Origin of the sequence: Oxalicibacterium solurbis (assembly GCF_014635845.1) — a bacterium.
Lineage (GTDB): Bacteria > Pseudomonadota > Gammaproteobacteria > Burkholderiales > Burkholderiaceae_D > Oxalicibacterium > Oxalicibacterium solurbis.
This window is the reverse complement of record NZ_BMDP01000001.1, coordinates 232666-246711: the sequence shown is the minus strand read 5'-3', so window position 1 is coordinate 246711 and position 14046 is coordinate 232666. Positions and strand designations below refer to the sequence as shown.

General features: G+C 61.6%; 18 protein-coding genes. 1 reads left to right on the top strand and 17 read right to left on the bottom strand.

Going from position 1 to position 14046, the window contains the following annotated elements:
* From fliP to IEV40_RS01085, 12 genes are all read right to left on the bottom strand, one after another.
* Window positions 1–765, bottom strand: a complete 765-nt coding sequence (gene fliP, locus IEV40_RS01140) for a flagellar type III secretion system pore protein FliP (protein ID WP_371870019.1) — start codon at window positions 763–765, stop codon at window positions 1–3.
* Window positions 755–1204, bottom strand: coding sequence for a flagellar biosynthetic protein FliO (gene fliO, locus IEV40_RS01135; RefSeq protein WP_188419138.1), 450 nt, complete (start codon window positions 1202–1204; stop codon window positions 755–757). The genes fliP and fliO overlap by 11 nt, the downstream gene beginning before the upstream one ends.
* Window positions 1204–1629, bottom strand: a complete 426-nt coding sequence (gene fliN / locus IEV40_RS01130; protein ID WP_188419137.1) for a flagellar motor switch protein FliN — start codon at window positions 1627–1629, stop codon at window positions 1204–1206. The genes fliO and fliN overlap by 1 nt, the downstream gene beginning before the upstream one ends.
* Window positions 1622–2620, bottom strand: a complete 999-nt coding sequence (gene fliM, locus IEV40_RS01125; protein WP_188419136.1) for a flagellar motor switch protein FliM — start codon at window positions 2618–2620, stop codon at window positions 1622–1624. The genes fliN and fliM overlap by 8 nt, the downstream gene beginning before the upstream one ends.
* Window positions 2621–2636: 16 nt before the next feature.
* The gene (fliL, locus tag IEV40_RS01120) at window positions 2637–3158 is read right to left on the bottom strand and encodes a flagellar basal body-associated protein FliL (protein ID WP_188419135.1); all 522 of its coding nucleotides are present in this window, start codon (window positions 3156–3158) and stop codon (window positions 2637–2639) included.
* 333 nt (window positions 3159–3491) lie between these two features.
* Window positions 3492–4721: a flagellar hook-length control protein FliK gene (locus IEV40_RS01115; protein WP_188419134.1), complete on the bottom strand. Its 1230-nt coding sequence runs from the start codon at window positions 4719–4721 to the stop codon at window positions 3492–3494.
* A 35-nt stretch (window positions 4722–4756) separates the two neighbouring features.
* The gene (fliJ, locus tag IEV40_RS01110; protein ID WP_188419133.1) at window positions 4757–5197 is read right to left on the bottom strand and encodes a flagellar export protein FliJ; all 441 of its coding nucleotides are present in this window, start codon (window positions 5195–5197) and stop codon (window positions 4757–4759) included.
* Between the two features lie 35 nt (window positions 5198–5232).
* Entirely contained in the window at window positions 5233–6555 is a 1323-nt protein-coding gene (fliI, locus tag IEV40_RS01105; RefSeq protein WP_229723963.1) for a flagellar protein export ATPase FliI, read from the bottom strand.
* Window positions 6556–6671: 116 nt separating this feature from the next.
* Entirely contained in the window at window positions 6672–7385 is a 714-nt protein-coding gene (fliH, locus tag IEV40_RS01100) for a flagellar assembly protein FliH (RefSeq protein ID WP_371870018.1), read from the bottom strand.
* The gene (gene fliG, locus IEV40_RS01095) at window positions 7372–8367 is read right to left on the bottom strand and encodes a flagellar motor switch protein FliG (RefSeq protein ID WP_188419131.1); all 996 of its coding nucleotides are present in this window, start codon (window positions 8365–8367) and stop codon (window positions 7372–7374) included. Before fliG ends, fliH begins: the two co-directional genes overlap by 14 nt.
* Entirely contained in the window at window positions 8360–10132 is a 1773-nt protein-coding gene (gene fliF, locus IEV40_RS01090) for a flagellar basal-body MS-ring/collar protein FliF (RefSeq protein ID WP_188419130.1), read from the bottom strand. Before fliF ends, fliG begins: the two co-directional genes overlap by 8 nt.
* A gap of 24 nt (window positions 10133–10156) precedes the next feature.
* Window positions 10157–10429 (bottom strand): hypothetical protein, encoded by a 273-nt coding sequence (locus IEV40_RS01085; protein WP_188419129.1) that lies wholly within the window; start codon window positions 10427–10429, stop codon window positions 10157–10159.
* On the opposite strand from IEV40_RS01085, the gene fliE reads away from it, so the two are divergent.
* The gene (gene fliE / locus IEV40_RS01080) at window positions 10419–10772 is read left to right on the top strand and encodes a flagellar hook-basal body complex protein FliE (protein WP_188419128.1); all 354 of its coding nucleotides are present in this window, start codon (window positions 10419–10421) and stop codon (window positions 10770–10772) included. The genes IEV40_RS01085 and fliE overlap by 11 nt on opposite strands.
* An 84-nt stretch (window positions 10773–10856) precedes the next feature.
* Here fliE and IEV40_RS01075 read toward each other — a convergent pair whose 3' ends face one another.
* From IEV40_RS01075 to fliS, 5 genes are read right to left on the bottom strand one after another with little or no spacing between them, the layout of a single operon-like run.
* Entirely contained in the window at window positions 10857–11615 is a 759-nt protein-coding gene (locus IEV40_RS01075; RefSeq protein ID WP_188419127.1) for a flagellar brake protein, read from the bottom strand.
* 48 nt (window positions 11616–11663) lie between these two features.
* Window positions 11664–11948 (bottom strand): EscU/YscU/HrcU family type III secretion system export apparatus switch protein, encoded by a 285-nt coding sequence (locus IEV40_RS01070; RefSeq protein ID WP_188419948.1) that lies wholly within the window; start codon window positions 11946–11948, stop codon window positions 11664–11666.
* The gene (fliK, locus tag IEV40_RS01065; protein WP_188419126.1) at window positions 11948–13216 is read right to left on the bottom strand and encodes a flagellar hook-length control protein FliK; all 1269 of its coding nucleotides are present in this window, start codon (window positions 13214–13216) and stop codon (window positions 11948–11950) included. Before fliK ends, IEV40_RS01070 begins: the two co-directional genes overlap by 1 nt.
* A gap of 4 nt (window positions 13217–13220) precedes the next feature.
* Window positions 13221–13556: a flagellar protein FliT gene (locus IEV40_RS01060; RefSeq protein WP_308632358.1), complete on the bottom strand. Its 336-nt coding sequence runs from the start codon at window positions 13554–13556 to the stop codon at window positions 13221–13223.
* Between the two features lie 3 nt (window positions 13557–13559).
* Window positions 13560–14033, bottom strand: coding sequence for a flagellar export chaperone FliS (gene fliS, locus IEV40_RS01055; RefSeq protein WP_188419125.1), 474 nt, complete (start codon window positions 14031–14033; stop codon window positions 13560–13562).
* Window positions 14034–14046: the final 13 nt, after the last annotated feature.

The window sequence follows — 14046 nt, the reverse complement described above, 5'->3', positions numbered from 1 at the left end:
TCAGTAGAAACTTTGCGCAAGCGAACCGATCAGCAGCTGCCAGCCATCGACCAGGACGAACAGCATCAGCTTGAACGGCAGCGCCACGATGGCGGGCGAAACCATCATCATGCCCATCGACATCAGTACGCTGGCGACCACCATGTCGATGATCAGGAAGGGAATCATGATCGCGAAGCTGATCTGGAATGCGGTCTTCAGTTCGCTGGTCACGAATGCCGGCACCAGGATGCGCAGCGGCACGTCTTCCGGCCCCTGCAGCGCAGGTGCGTTCGACATCTTCACGTACAGTGCCAGATCCGATTCGCGCGTCTGTTTCAGCATGAAGGTTTTCAGCGGCACCACGGCCTTGTCCAGCGCTTCCTGCATCTGGATCTTGTTTTCCGAAAACGGCTGGTAAGCCTCGGTATAGATCTTGTCCAGCACCGGGCTCATCACGAACAGCGTCAGGAACAGCGCAAGGCCGATGATGACCTGGTTCGGCGGCGCGCTCTGTGTGCCGAGCGCCTGCCGCAGCAGCGACAGCACAACGATGATGCGGGTGAAGCTGGTCATCATCAGCAGCACGGCCGGCAGGAAGGACAGACCAGTCAGCAGCAGCAGCGTCTGCAGGCTGAGCGAATAGGTCTGGCCGCCGCCCGGTGCCGGCGTGCTGGTCAGCGCCGGCAGGCCGGCTGCATGCTGCTGCGCAAAGGCCGCCATCGGCAACAGAAGCAGCGCGAGCAGCGGCAGGCAGCGGCGTGCGAAAGAAGCGTTATTGGCCATTGCGTTTGTCGAGAGTCTGGGCGAGCCAGTTGGAGAAATTTTTCGCGGGTGGCGCATCGGGCGTCATCGTTGCAGGCTGTTGGCGTTCCTGCTTTTGCATCGTCGCCAGCGCATTGACGCGGCCCGGTGCGACGCCGACCACGATCCATTGATCGGCGACTTCGACGACGACCACGCGTTCGCGGTTGCCGACGCTGACGCCGCTGATGACGCGGATGTCGGCATTGCCCATCCCCTTGAGACCGTTGAAGCGGCGCAGCACCCACGCCAGCGCAGCCATCAGGCCGAGCACGACGATCAGACCCAGCAACACCTGCAGCAGGCCGCCGGCGGAGGACGGTGCGGACGCGGCGGGCAGCGGCTTGGCGGCAGCGTGCGCGATGCCCGCAAGCGCATACAGCGCAGCCGGCATCGCCGGGAAGAATGAGCGAAGGCGCATTATCGGTTCAGCTTGCGGATGCGTTCGGACGGCGTGATGATGTCCGTCAGACGGATGCCGAACTTGTCGTTGACGACGACGACCTCGCCTTGCGCGATCAGGCAGCCGTTGACCAGCACGTCCATCGGTTCGCCGGCCAGGCCGTCGAGTTCGACGACGGAGCCTTGCGCCAGCTGCAGCAGGTTCTTGATCGCGATCTTGGTACGGCCCAGTTCTACCGTCAGCTGCACGGGGATATCGAGGATGAAGTCGATATCGTTGTGCGTGCCGGTAGACAGGTCGCCGCCGGCGAAATCCTTGAAGACGGTGGCGGTTGCCGGCTTGGCCGATAGCGCAGCGCTTTCTTCTTCGCTCTGCTGCTGTTCGGCCATCGCTGCGCCCCAATCGTCCTCGGCGGCGGTCTGCTGTTCGTTTTCGTCAGCCATGTTCATCTCCTTGCATTGTGTCGCTGCTGCTGTAGATCAGTTTTTCCACACGCAGTGCATACTGTCCGTTCAGTTTTCCGTAAGAGCATTCCATGACGGGAACGCCGTCGACTTCTGCTGTGATGCGGTCCGGCACGGCGATCGGAATGATGTCGCCGGCCTTCATGTTCAGGATGTCGCCGAGCGTCACGCTGGCCGATCCCATGTTGGCGAGGATTTCCACTTCCGCGGTCTGGATCTGCTGCGTCATCAGGCGAATCCAGCGCTTGTCCATTTCCAGCGTCTCGCCCTGCATGCTGCTGGTGAGCAGATCGCGGATCGGTTCGATCGTCGAGTAGGGCACGCAGAAGTGCATCTCGCCGCTGACCGGGCCCAGCTCGACGGTGAATGTGGTCGAGACCACGACTTCGTTCGGCGTTGCGATATTGGCGAACTGCGTGTTCATCTCGGAGCGGATGAATTCGAATTCGACCGGATAGACCGGTTCCCACGACTTGGCGTAGGTCTCGAAGATGATGCCAAGGATGCGCTGGATGATGCGCTGTTCGGTTTGCGTGAAATCGCGGCCTTCGACGCGCGTATGGAAACGGCCGTCGCCGCCGAACAGGTTGTCCACCAGCAGGAACACCAGGTTCGGATCGAGCACGAACAGGCCGGTGCCGCGCAGCGGCTTCATGTGGATCAGGTTCAGATTGGTCGGAACGACCAGGTTGCGGATGAATTCGCTGTACTTCGATACGCGCACCGGGCCGATCGAGACTTCCGCGCTGCGATGCAGGAAGTTGAACAGGCCGATGCGGAACAGGCGCGAGAAACGCTCGTTGATGATCTCGAGCGTTGGCATGCGGCCGCGGACGATGCGTTCCTGCGTCGCCAGGTTGTACGGGCGTACGCCGCTGGCGTCTTCCGGCTTGCCCGCATCATCCTGGTCGCCGGTGACGCCTTTCAGCAGCGCATCGACTTCTTCTTGAGAGAGAAAATTCTCGGCCATGGTTTTACTGTCGAATCTACTGGACGACGAACGACGTGAACAGCACGCTGGAAACGTTCACGCTCGGGCCGTTCGGTACGAAAGGCTGCTTGAGCGCATCGATGATTTCCTGTGCCAGTTTTTGCTTGCCTTCGACCGTCAGGATTTCGGACGGCTTCTTGCCCGACAGCAGCAGCAACAGGCGGCTGCGCACGTGCGGCAGGTAAGTCTTGATCACTTCCACCTGTTCCTGTGCAGGCAACTGCAAGGTCAGCGTGGTTTGCAGGAAACGCTCGCCGTCTTCAGGCTGCAGGTTGACGGTGAAGGCTTCCATCGGCAGGAACACGGGTGGCGCAGCGACTGCGACCGGTGCCGGTTGCGCTGCATTGTGCGCGGCAGCCGGCGTTGCCTTGAACACCAGGAAATACCAGGCGGCGGCACCGCCCGCACCGAGCACGATCAGCAGGATGAGCACGATAAGCAGCAGGCGCGACTTGGGCTTGCCTTCTGCTGCCGGAGTATCTGCGGATTTTTTCGGGGCGCTTTTGCCTGTTGCCATCTGTCTTCCTCAAGTGCGGCATGACTTCCATTGCATGCCATTATCAAAAAAAAGCGACACGCAGGATGCTTTGAAAAGAGAGGGGAACACGGCGTATATCGGCGCATTCACTTCATCGCGGCATCCCGGTGCCGGTTCTGTGGCGGGCTTCCGTCGATGAGGAAGCCCGCATTCAGGATGCTATTAAACCATCATTGCCGCGCGACGCACACCCGGAACGGCGCAAAAAGAGCGATGACTTTCAGAGAGGCGGCCGGCGGGAAGGACGGGTAAGACAGGGAAGAGGGCAGAAGCCGGAGTGCCGCCTATGCGGCGCTCCGGCGGAGAAAGCGATCAGGCGAAGGTATCGACCAGGCCGTTGCCTGCAGCCGTCACCGGCACGTGGCTGACGTTGACGGCTGCCGTTTCGACAGCATTGCTGCCCTGACCGGACGGACGTCCGTTCTGGCGCTGATCGCCGGAGGCGTTGTTTTGCTGGTTCGGCAGGCCGGCGCTGACGTTCGACTGACCGAGCTGGATGCCCGATTCGCTGAGCATCTCGCGCAGGCGCGGCATCGCGGCTTCCAGCGCATGGCGGACTTCCGGCTGGTGCGCGGTGAAGTTGGCCGTGGCCTGGTTGTTGTTGACGTGGAGGACGACCTGCATCGGACCGAGGTCCGGCGGATTCAGCGTCAGCGTCGCGCTCTGCTGCGCGCCCTGGATCATCCAGACCACTTTCTGGCCGAGCGACTGGCCCCAGTCGTCGGTACCGACCTGCGGCAGCAGGCGGTTCGATTGCGGATCCTGCAGTTCGTTGACGTGCTGCTGCAGGGCAGCCGTGGTGGCGACGGCGACTGCCGCGATGTTTTGCGGCGTCGGGACAGTTGCCTGTTCCGCACTCTTGGCGACGGCGGCCTGCACGGCGGCAGCCATGTCTGCATTGCCGCTCTTGGCAGCGGTAGTCGCCGTCTTGCCGGTGTCGGTTTCCTTGCCCTGCATCGCCTTGTCGAGCGAAGCGACGAAATCGGCCTGCTTGTTGGCGGCGGGGCCGGTCTTGTCTTCGATGGGGGCAGTGCCGAATGCGACCGGCGCAGCCTTGCCGTCGATGCCCTTGCCGCCGTCGATTGCGGCGGCGATGCGGTCCTTGATTTCATCGCTGGCGGAAACCGGCGTGGCATTGCCGTTCGCGCCGGCCTGCGTCAGCGCGGTGACGAAGGCGAGAATGTCGGACGGTTCGGTGGCGGCATCGGCCTGCTTGTCGTCCTTGTCGGCGGTCTTGCCGTCGGCGGCTTGTGCCGTCTTGTCGTCCGCAGCCTTGGTGCCGTCGGCCGGCGTACCGTTGCCGTCGGCGGCCGAAGCGGAATCGTTCTTGGTCTTGCCGGCGTCGGTGCCGTCCTTGCGGGTTCCCTGAGCGTTGTTGTCGGTTGCCTTGTTCGTTTGCGCCGTGTCGCGATTCTGGAGTCCCATTTCGCGGGTCAGCATCTGGTTGAAGGTGCCGTCCGCTGCGGCGGCATCGCCAGCCTTGCCGGTTTGCGGCGTCGGCATCACGGCGTTGAGTGCGTTGCTGATCGATGGTGTGCTCATGGTGATCGCCCGTTCTGATCGTTATTCTCTGATCGTTATCGTTTGTACAGCAATTGCCTTGCCGCGTGCTCGTCCATCTGCTTCTGGTCGCGCTTGTTGTCCTTCTGCTGCTGCGCCTTTTCCGCGCGCTCGGCCAGCGTGCCGTACGACATGCGCTTGCGTTCGCAGGCCTGCCAGGCCGATTTCTCCCGCTCGACGCGTGCATGCGCATCACGCACGATTTGCTGCTGCGCGGCGATCGCCTGATCCAGCTTGTCGAGAAACTGCTGGTAGTTGCGATAGCCCATCGCCGTCAGCCCGGCCGTCAGGCTTTGCTGGAAGCGCGCTGCATAGTCGTCGCGATACTGCGTCAGCAAGGCCAGTTTCTGCTCGCAATCCTCGGCGGCCTTCATGCACTGGCCGAGTCGCTTGGCGGCTTCGTCGGTATCCCGTGTTGCCAGTTCGATCAGAGTGCCGAGTGCGGAAGATGTGGCCATTTTTACCGATTATATTTTTCCGGATGCGGGGGCAATCACGAGAAAAGCGAGGCAAGTTGCCCCAAGCTCTCGTTTATGCCGGCGCGTTCGGTGATGTCCTGTTGCAGGAATGACTCTATTTTTTCGTTCAGCGCGATCGCTTCGTCCAGTACCGGGTCGGAGCCGGCGCTGTAGGCGCCGACGCTGATCAGGTCGCGGTTGCGCGCATAGCGCGAGGCCAGCTGTTTCAGCTTGCGCGCCTGTTTCTGGTGTTCGGGGCTGGTGATGTTGTGCATCGCGCGGCTGATCGACTGTTCGATGTCGATCGCCGGATAGTGGCCGGCTTCAGCCAGCGAGCGGTTCAGCACGATGTGGCCGTCCAGGATCGCGCGCGCGGAATCGGCGATCGGGTCCTGCTGGTCGTCGCCTTCGGTCAGCACCGTGTAGAAGGCGGTGATCGAGCCGCCACCTTCGCGGCCGTTGCCGGCGCGTTCCACCAGCGCCGGCAGCTTGGCGAAGACGGAAGGCGGATAGCCCTTGGTTGCCGGCGGCTCGCCGATCGCCAGCGCAATCTCGCGCTGCGCCATCGCATAGCGCGTCAGCGAATCCATGATCAGCAGTACATCCTTGCCTTCGTCGCGGAAATGTTCGGCGATTGTCGTCGCATAGGCTGCACCCTGCAGACGCATCAGCGGCGGCGTATCGGCTGGTGCGGCGACGACGACGGAGCGTGCCAGGCCTTCGTCGCCGAGAATCTGTTCGATGAATTCCTTGACCTCGCGGCCGCGTTCGCCGATCAGGCCGACCACGATCACGTCGGCCGTCGTGTAGCGTGCCATCATGCCGAGCAAGACGCTCTTGCCGACGCCGGAGCCGGCGAACAGGCCCATGCGCTGCCCGCGGCCGACGGTCAGCATGCTGTTGATCGCGCGCACGCCGACGTCCAGCGGATCGGTGATCGGTGCGCGTCCCAGCGGATTGGCGGCGCGCACGTTGAGCGGGGCGGAATGCACGGCCTGCAACGGGCCGAGGGAGTCGAGCGGGCGGCCGGCGCCGTCGACCACACGGCCCAGCAGTTCGATGCCGACCGGCAGGTGGCGCGTGCGGTCGCTCGGACGGCGGCGCGGATGCGTGACGGCACCGGGGCGCGGCAGCGATTGCGCGACCTCGACCGGATAGACGCGCGTGCCGGGAACGATGCCTTCGACATCGCTTTGCGGCATCAGGAACAGTTTGTCTTCATCGAAGCCGACGACTTCGGCTTCGATGCGCGTGCCGCTGGGCAGCGGAATCGTGCAGGCGCTGCCGACAGCCAGGCGCAGGCCGACTGCTTCCATCACGAGGCCGGCGACGCGCGTGATGCGGCCGGAAATCTGCATCGGCTCGGCGATGTCGAGCAGCGTGCGGCAGTCGCGCAGATAGGATTGCCAGCGTCCGCTATGGGACACAGGAGCGGCCGGTGGCGCAGGTGAGGGCAATGCTGGCGTGTCGGTGTTCACGATTCCAGCCAGTCGGATTCCTTGCCGAGCGCAGCGGCAATGCGCTGCCAGCGGACGGGTGCGGTGGCGTCGACCTGATTGCTGGCGGTTTCGACGCGGCAGCCGCCGCGTTCCATTTGCGTATCTTCAACGACGCGCCAGCCGGCGGTGCTGATTTCGTCGCCTAAATGTTCAGCGATCAGAACCGCATCTTCCGGATGCAGATGCAACAGCGCAGGCTGCTGCAGCGTCGGCAGATAGTGGATGGCTTCGCGCACGACCGGGACTACCAGCTCGGGGCGAATCTTCAGCGCGGTCTTCAGCATCGCCTTGGCGAGATCGAGCGACAGATCCAGCATGTCGGCGGCAATCAGTTCGTTGGCGCGCGCGACTTCGGTACCGAAGGTTTCGGCGATCTGTCGCAGCAATTGTCTTTCCTGTTCGGCCTGCAGGCGGCCTTCGGCGATACCCGCGGTGCGACCGTCTTCGATGCCGGCCTTGCGTCCTTCGGAAAGGCCGGCGGCATAGCCTTTGGCGCGTGCTTCTTCGCAGTCTTCATCGAGCTTGCGGGCGATTTCTGCCAGGCGTTCCTTCTCGGCGGCGGCACTGGCACGTGCGTGTTCCACTGCAGCATCGTTCGTCGCGAGCATTTCCTGCTCGCCGAACGATTCCATCTCCCATCGCTGGTAGGCGGACTGCTTTTCCTTCGGGATGACGTTAGACATAAGCATCTTCTGCTTTTCCGCCCAGTGTCAGTTGGCCTTCGTCCGCCAGACGGCGGATGATCTGCAGGATTTCCTTCTGGTTCGATTCGACTTCGGACAGGCGCACCGGTCCTTTCGATTCGAGATCTTCGCGCATCATTTCGCCTGCCCGCGACGACATGTTCTTGAAGAACTTCTCGCGCAGTTCCGGCGTGGCGCCTTTCAGCGCGATGATCAGCGTTTCGGACTGCACTTCGCGCAGCAGCAGCTGGATGCCACGATCCTCAATGTCGAGGATGTTCTCGAACACGAACATTTCGTCCATGATCTTCTGCGCCATGTCGGCATCGTAGTTCTTCAGATTGGACATGACCGAGGTTTCGTTCTCGCCGCTGAAATAGTTGAGGATTTCTGCCGCGGTGCGGATGCCGCCCATCGGTTTCTTCTTCAAATTTTCATTGCCGGTGAGGAGCTTGGTCAGCACTTCGTTCAGCTCGCGCAATGCGGCCGGTTGCACGCCGTCCAGCGTGGCGATGCGCAGCACGCAATCGTTGCGCAGCCGTTCGGTGAAATGATCCAGTACTTCGCTGGCCTGATCGCGTTCGAGGTGAACGAGGATGGTGGCGATGATCTGCGGATGTTCGTTGCGCACGAGATCGGCGACCGATTGCGCGTCCATCCACTTCAGGCTTTCGATGCCGCTGGAATCGCGTGCGCCGAGAATGCGGTTAATCAGCGAGGCGGCCTTGTCGTCGCCCAGCGCCTTGGTCAGCACGTCGCGGATGTAGTCGTCGGAGTCGAGGCCGAGCGATGTGTTTTTTTCGGTCTCCGCACGGAATTCGCCGAGTACAGAGACCAGCTCTTCGCTCTGGATCGCCTTCATCGTCGACATCGCCGCGCCGAGTTTCTGCACTTCGCGCGGGCCGAGATACTTCATGACTTCGGCCGCTTCGTCGGCACCGAGCGCGAGCATCAGTACCGCTCCTTTGTGTACGCCGTTATCAATCATTTCCCACCCACGCCTTCACGATGTTTGCGACGACCTTAGGATCCTGGCGTGCCAGTTGCTTGGCGGCTTCCAGATTCTGCTGATAGGTGTGCTGTTGCACGCCCATCGGGCCGAGATCCTGCTCGATTTCCTGCACCTTCTCCGCGCCTTCGCCGGCCGTTTCATCGGTCAGCGACAGCGGTTCCGGATTCAGCTTGTTGAGCATCGGCCTCAGGACCTTACGGTACAGAATCAGCAGCACGATGCCAAGCAGAACGTATTTGGCGGCCTGGATTGCCATATCGATCATTTCCGGCCGTTTCCAAAGCGGCGGCAGCGGTTCTTCATGCGCGGTGGCGAACGGGCTGTTGACGACGTTCAGCGTATCGCCGCGATCCTTGTTGTAGCCCATCGCTTCACGCACCAGATCGGTGATCTGCGCCTTTTCGGCATCCGACAGCGGTTGCAGGCTGGACTTGCCGTCCTTGCCGGTGACGCGCTTGTAATTGACGACCACGGCAACCGACAGGCGTTTCAGGCCACCCATCGGCTGTTGCACGTAGCGCACGGTCTTGTCGACTTCATAATTGGTCGTGACGTCGCGTTGCGTCGGCGTGGCTGGTGTCTGTGCGTTGGCAGCGGCTGCTGCGGCACCTGGCGTGCCTGGTGCTGCCTGGCCGCCTTGCGCTTGTGCCGCCTGGGCAGCGGCCTGCTGGGCCGGCGTCATCGGTGTGCCGTCCGGATTCAACTGCGGTGCGGTCAGCGGCGCGGTGGCGGACGGCGCCGGCTGGTTGGTCAGCGAGCCCGGAACGCCGGAAGCGGAGGAGCCGCCATTGCTCGATTCGCTGGTCTGCTGGCTGCGGACGGTTGCGCTGTTGGGCATCTGGTTCGGCTTGTAGATCTCGGCAGCCTGTTCGCTGGTCGAGAAATCGACATCGGCCGTCGCTTCGGCACGGACGTTGTTCTGGCCGACGATCGGCGTGATGATCGATTCGATGCGTCTGACGATATTGTTCTGCAGCTCCTGCACGTATTTCAGCTGCGACGGATCCATCGTGTTGGTGCCAGCGGGTTTGTTGTTTTCGGACAGCAGGTTGCCGGCCTGATCGACGATGGTGACATTCTTCGGCGACAGCTCGGGCACGCTACTGGCGACCAGATGGACGATGGCGCTGACCTGCTGTTGATCGAGAATGCGGCCAGGATGCAGGTTCAGCAGCACGGATGCAGTCGGTTTCTGCTGGTCGCGCACAAACACGGAAGCTTTCGGAATCGCCAGATGCACACGCGCCGCCTGCACGGCGGAGATCGACTGGATCGAGCGTGCCAGTTCGCCTTCCAGCGCGCGCTGGAAGTTCACCTGTTCGAGGAATTGCGAGATGCCGAGCTTCTGGTTTTCCATCAGCTCGAAGCCGACGTTGCCGCCTTTCGGCAGGCCTTCGGCGGCCAGCTTCAGGCGCACCTCATGCACGCGGTCGGCCGGCACCAGGATGGCGGTGCCGCCTTCGGCAAACTTGTAGGGGATGTTGGCTGCCTGCAGCGACGCGACGATGGCGCCGCCGTCGCGGTCGGAGAAATTGGAGAAGAGCACGCGATAGTCCGGCTTCTGGCTCCACAGCACGATGCCGATCATGATCGAGATGACGGCGGCGACGCCGGCCATCAGCAGGAAGCGCTTGCCGTTCGGCGAACGCGCCATGTCCATGAACACGTTGGCGGGCGAAGCCGGGCGTGCGCCGGCAACGTCCGGCGTCAGGTTGCCTTCGTCTGCGACGACTACTGCCATGATGCGACTCCTGTCAGGCTGCGGTCAGATGCGTATGAATTCTTCATGGGTAAGCTCGCTGTTCAAACTTTTTTCCGTAGCATGGATTGTCGATGCTTCGAGGAAATTCAATTGGAAGAACAGAGCGGGGTTTTCATGGCTTATCAGACCGTTTCGCACGGCGACGCATGATAACTTGGCAGGGTAGTCGGTTGCTGCTGAGCAGCCGGGAAAACGCAATACAAACAAGGCAGTACAAGCAAGTGTGGCGGAAATGATAGCCGCTCCCGCAACGATGGAGAATACGATGAAGGTCAACGGGATCGATTCAAGCGCGATCCAGGCAATGGTAGCGCAACTGAAGGCGACTGCAGCGCGTGCGCACCAGCCGGCGCAGCCGCTGGAAGGTACGAAGGCGATCGAGCAGCCTGCCGCCAAGGTCGATTTTTCGCAGGCATTGAAGTCGTCGCTGGACAGCGTCGCGGCGGCGCAGAACAGCGCTACCCAGTTGGGGGATCGCTTCACGATGGGCGACGACAAGGTCAATCTGTCGGATGTGATGATCTCGATGCAAAAGGCGAGCATCTCGTTCCAGGCCACCGTCCAGGTGCGCAACAAGCTGGTGTCGGCCTATCAGGACATCATGAACATGCAGGTCTGATTCTGCAGATCCGATTTTTGCGGGTATCACCGCAGCGGCTGACGGCGCAATGCCGTTTGCCGCCACCGTCGAACTATCAACCCGTCAGCCCAGGCCGGTCGCTTTCGCGTTCTGGTCTCTTTCCAGTTTTGTAATGTATTTCTGCACGGCGGCCAGCGTGCCGTTGGACGGATCCAGGAACGCGCATCCGATGCGGTTGACGTTCTTGCCGTTGGTGAGAGCCAGTTCCATGTGATTGCGGACCTGCAGTGTGACCGTAACCGGGTTGCCGGGCAGGTCGATGCGGCAATTGTTGTAGATGCGTCCGCTGGTCGTATCCAGCATCTTTTTTTCATCGACCATCGAAATGCCGCCGCCGCTGATGTTGTAGAGCGTCGTGACGATCGAAACCTGTTGTCCGTCTTCGGTAATGAATGGAACAGTGCACAGGATAGGCGCGGTAACAGGTGTCGGCACGCGATAGAACTCGCGACGCTGCAACCGGACTGCGTTGTCAGGCAGGGGAACGATGAAGGCTGGCAGGTTTTCGTACTGGCAGCTTTCCGCTTGTGTCGTCGAGAACAGGATGCGAATGTTGTCGAGCACGGTTTCGAACGACAGCTTGTTGCTGTCGAGCACGCGCTGATTCATCGTCGCGGTCGGTGCGACGTCGAGGATCATCGTATCGTTTGTGTCGTCGACATCGAGAATCGATGTGACAATCGTATCGTGGCCCTGGTTGAGGATCATCCTGACCAGTTGATTGCGGTCTCTAAGGGCGCGCATCAGGGAGAGGACTTCCCGGCGGGAGGTCACCCGATATTGGCTCAGATTGTCTTCTTCGTAATTGCTCACAAGCGTCATCTTATTTCTTCAACCAAGGCATCGGGCGCGATTCCTTGCCGCCCGTCATCATACATTGCCGCCGCGTTGTTGGGCAGCCTCGACGCGATACAGCCACGCCAAAAGTTCGGCCACTGCGCGGTACAGCGCAGGGGGGATTTGATCGTCCAGTTCGACCTGCATCAACAGTGAAACCAGTTCCTTCGATTCATGAATGGCAACACCATGTTCCTTCGCCCGTTCGATGATCTGTTCTGCCACCATGCCGCGCCCCTTGGCGACCACGCGCGGAGCAGCGTCGCCGTTGTTGTAGGCGATCGCGACGGCATTGGGCGGCGGTGTGGGTTTTTCCATCATTCGGTGCGCGGCTGCTGTTCAGGCTCATGTGTCGGTTCGTGTTCCTGCTGAGACTTCGATGCGCGTTCGGACGCATGTGCCGGTACCTGTTCTTCGGACTCATGCCGGACTAGCAGCGAATCCAGCGTGGTGCCGGCGGCACCCAGCGCATCGGCCAGCAAACTGCCGTAGTTGCGCAATGTGCCGGCCGTGTCTGCATCGGCCGTGCGCACGTTGACCTGAACGTGTTCGCCGGACAGGCGGACCGTCGCCGAGATATCGCCCAGCGTCGGCAGCGAAAAACGCACCGTGCTTTGCCAGGCTGCTTCGGGCTGCGGTTCTTCTTCGCTCTTGCGTTGCGGCGTCTCGTCCGAAATTTTCCATTCGATCGGCTGTCCGGGAAACAGCTGACCCTGCCACATGATGCGCCGCTGTTCGATCGCATCGAGCTGCAGGCTGACGAGACGGATGCCTTCGTTGCTGTTGGCATCCTGCGTCTTGTTCATGACATCGCGGCCATCGATGGCTGCGGTCAGTGCATGTTCTTTCAGGGTTGCGATCGTGCGTGTTTCCGCATCGGTCGCCTGCGGGCGCACACCGACCCATTCGCGTAAATTGGCTGCGAGACGGACCAGATCGCTGCGCAGTCCTTGTTGCGCCTGGTTTGCCTGCGCATCCTTGCCGTCCTGCGGTAACGGTGTGGCGGGCAACGGCGTGTCGGTGCGCTTGGCCGCCGGTTCGCTCTGCAGTTGGGTGAAGGCGCGTGTGCCGTTGGCCCATTGCGCGACATGGGATTCGTAGAACAGGCCGCTGAAGATCATTGCATGCTGCAAGGCCTGGGCAATCTGCGGCGCCGTCGCGTTAGCATCAGCCAGCAGCGGCGTCTTGCCGATCAGCGACGTCGGCGGCGCGCCATCCTGCCGTGCCAGTTGCAGCAGATTGCCGATCAGCCGGCCGGCATTGCTGAGTGATGCGGTGGCGCCGGCTTCGTTGCGGCCGAGCAGAAAAGTGGGGCGGGGCTGAGTCGCCAGTAACGTCAATTCCAGCGTGTCGCCGGCTTGCGTACCGGGCGGCAGCTTGACGTTGACCGTCGTGTCGTCGACCTTGATCAGGTAGGAGCCGTTGGCAAGGCGCGACAGCACCTGGGCCTGAAACTCCTTGCCGAGCGCCATCTGATTCAGACGGTCGAACGCTTCCTGTCTGCCATCCCCGGCGGCAGTGGCCGGCGCGAGCGCCTCGATCAGGATGAGGGGGCGGGCTCCGGTGATGTCGGCCCGTTGCAGCATTCAGTTATCTCGGTGCGGCGCCGTAGGCGTGGTTGAGTTTGCGTTCGGTACCGACACTGCTCATCAGCTTCGAGAGCTGATCCATCCATGGTTCGGTGATGCTGCGAATCTCGCGGTCGTCCGACAGGATTTTCTGGATGATCTGCACCTTGCGTTCGCGTACCGCACCGGTCAGCGGCACCGGCGCTTCATTGGCTTTCAGTGTGGCGACATGGCGCGTGCAGCGTGCTTCCAGCGCGATCAGTTCCTCCCAATCGCCGTTGCGCGCAGCCATCAACATTTGATCGGTGATCGTGGCGACGGTTTCGTACAGCGAAATGACTTCCTGGCTATCCATCATGGATCACGCTTTCACTAAGGTAGAGATATTCGGGGCGAGCGGGTCGTATGCGTTGCGGGCCGGCATTTCCGGTTCCGCAAACGTCGGCTGATCGTCGATGGCGCACCAGGCATCTTTCAGATCGGCCAGTAGCGTCAATACTTCCTCCAGCAAGGCCGGCTCGTTCTTCATGTTGGCCGTGACCAGTTGCGTGCCCATGTATTCGTACAGCGCGTCGAGATTTTCCGCGATTTCGCCGCCGGCCTTTTTATCGAGGCTGGCGCGCAGTCCGCCGTTGATGATGGCGATTGCCTTGGAAATCGATTTACCCTTGGCAGGGATATCGGATGCCTGCATTTGTTGAATCGCCGTGCGCGTGGCGACGATCGCGCCTTCGAACAGCATGACGATCAGGCGGTGCGGGCTGGCGGCAACCACGCCGGTCTCGATGCCGACCTGGGCATAGGCCTTGGCGCCACTATTAAGGGATCCGAACATTGTTCTGTACCTT

Coding starts and splice junctions, on each gene's coding strand:
- fliF (WP_188419130.1), bottom strand. CDS start 10,132: ATGGCAGTAGTCGTCGCAGACGAAGGCAACCTGACGCCGGACGTTGCC.
- fliM (WP_188419136.1), bottom strand. CDS start 2,620: ATGGCCGAGAATTTTCTCTCTCAAGAAGAAGTCGATGCGCTGCTGAAA.
- IEV40_RS01070 (WP_188419948.1), bottom strand. CDS start 11,948: ATGGAAAAACCCACACCGCCGCCCAATGCCGTCGCGATCGCCTACAAC.
- fliG (WP_188419131.1), bottom strand. CDS start 8,367: ATGATTGATAACGGCGTACACAAAGGAGCGGTACTGATGCTCGCGCTC.
- fliL (WP_188419135.1), bottom strand. CDS start 3,158: ATGGCAACAGGCAAAAGCGCCCCGAAAAAATCCGCAGATACTCCGGCA.
- fliO (WP_188419138.1), bottom strand. CDS start 1,204: ATGCGCCTTCGCTCATTCTTCCCGGCGATGCCGGCTGCGCTGTATGCG.
- fliE (WP_188419128.1), top strand. CDS start 10,419: ATGAAGGTCAACGGGATCGATTCAAGCGCGATCCAGGCAATGGTAGCG.
- fliH (WP_371870018.1), bottom strand. CDS start 7,385: ATGCTTATGTCTAACGTCATCCCGAAGGAAAAGCAGTCCGCCTACCAG.
- fliP (WP_371870019.1), bottom strand. CDS start 765: ATGGCCAATAACGCTTCTTTCGCACGCCGCTGCCTGCCGCTGCTCGCG.
- IEV40_RS01115 (WP_188419134.1), bottom strand. CDS start 4,721: ATGAGCACACCATCGATCAGCAACGCACTCAACGCCGTGATGCCGACG.
- fliI (WP_229723963.1), bottom strand. CDS start 6,555: ATGCAGATTTCCGGCCGCATCACGCGCGTCGCCGGCCTCGTGATGGAA.
- fliS (WP_188419125.1), bottom strand. CDS start 14,033: ATGTTCGGATCCCTTAATAGTGGCGCCAAGGCCTATGCCCAGGTCGGC.
- fliK (WP_188419126.1), bottom strand. CDS start 13,216: ATGCTGCAACGGGCCGACATCACCGGAGCCCGCCCCCTCATCCTGATC.
- fliN (WP_188419137.1), bottom strand. CDS start 1,629: ATGGCTGACGAAAACGAACAGCAGACCGCCGCCGAGGACGATTGGGGC.
- IEV40_RS01060 (WP_308632358.1), bottom strand. CDS start 13,556: ATGATGGATAGCCAGGAAGTCATTTCGCTGTACGAAACCGTCGCCACG.
- IEV40_RS01075 (WP_188419127.1), bottom strand. CDS start 11,615: ATGACGCTTGTGAGCAATTACGAAGAAGACAATCTGAGCCAATATCGG.
- fliJ (WP_188419133.1), bottom strand. CDS start 5,197: ATGGCCACATCTTCCGCACTCGGCACTCTGATCGAACTGGCAACACGG.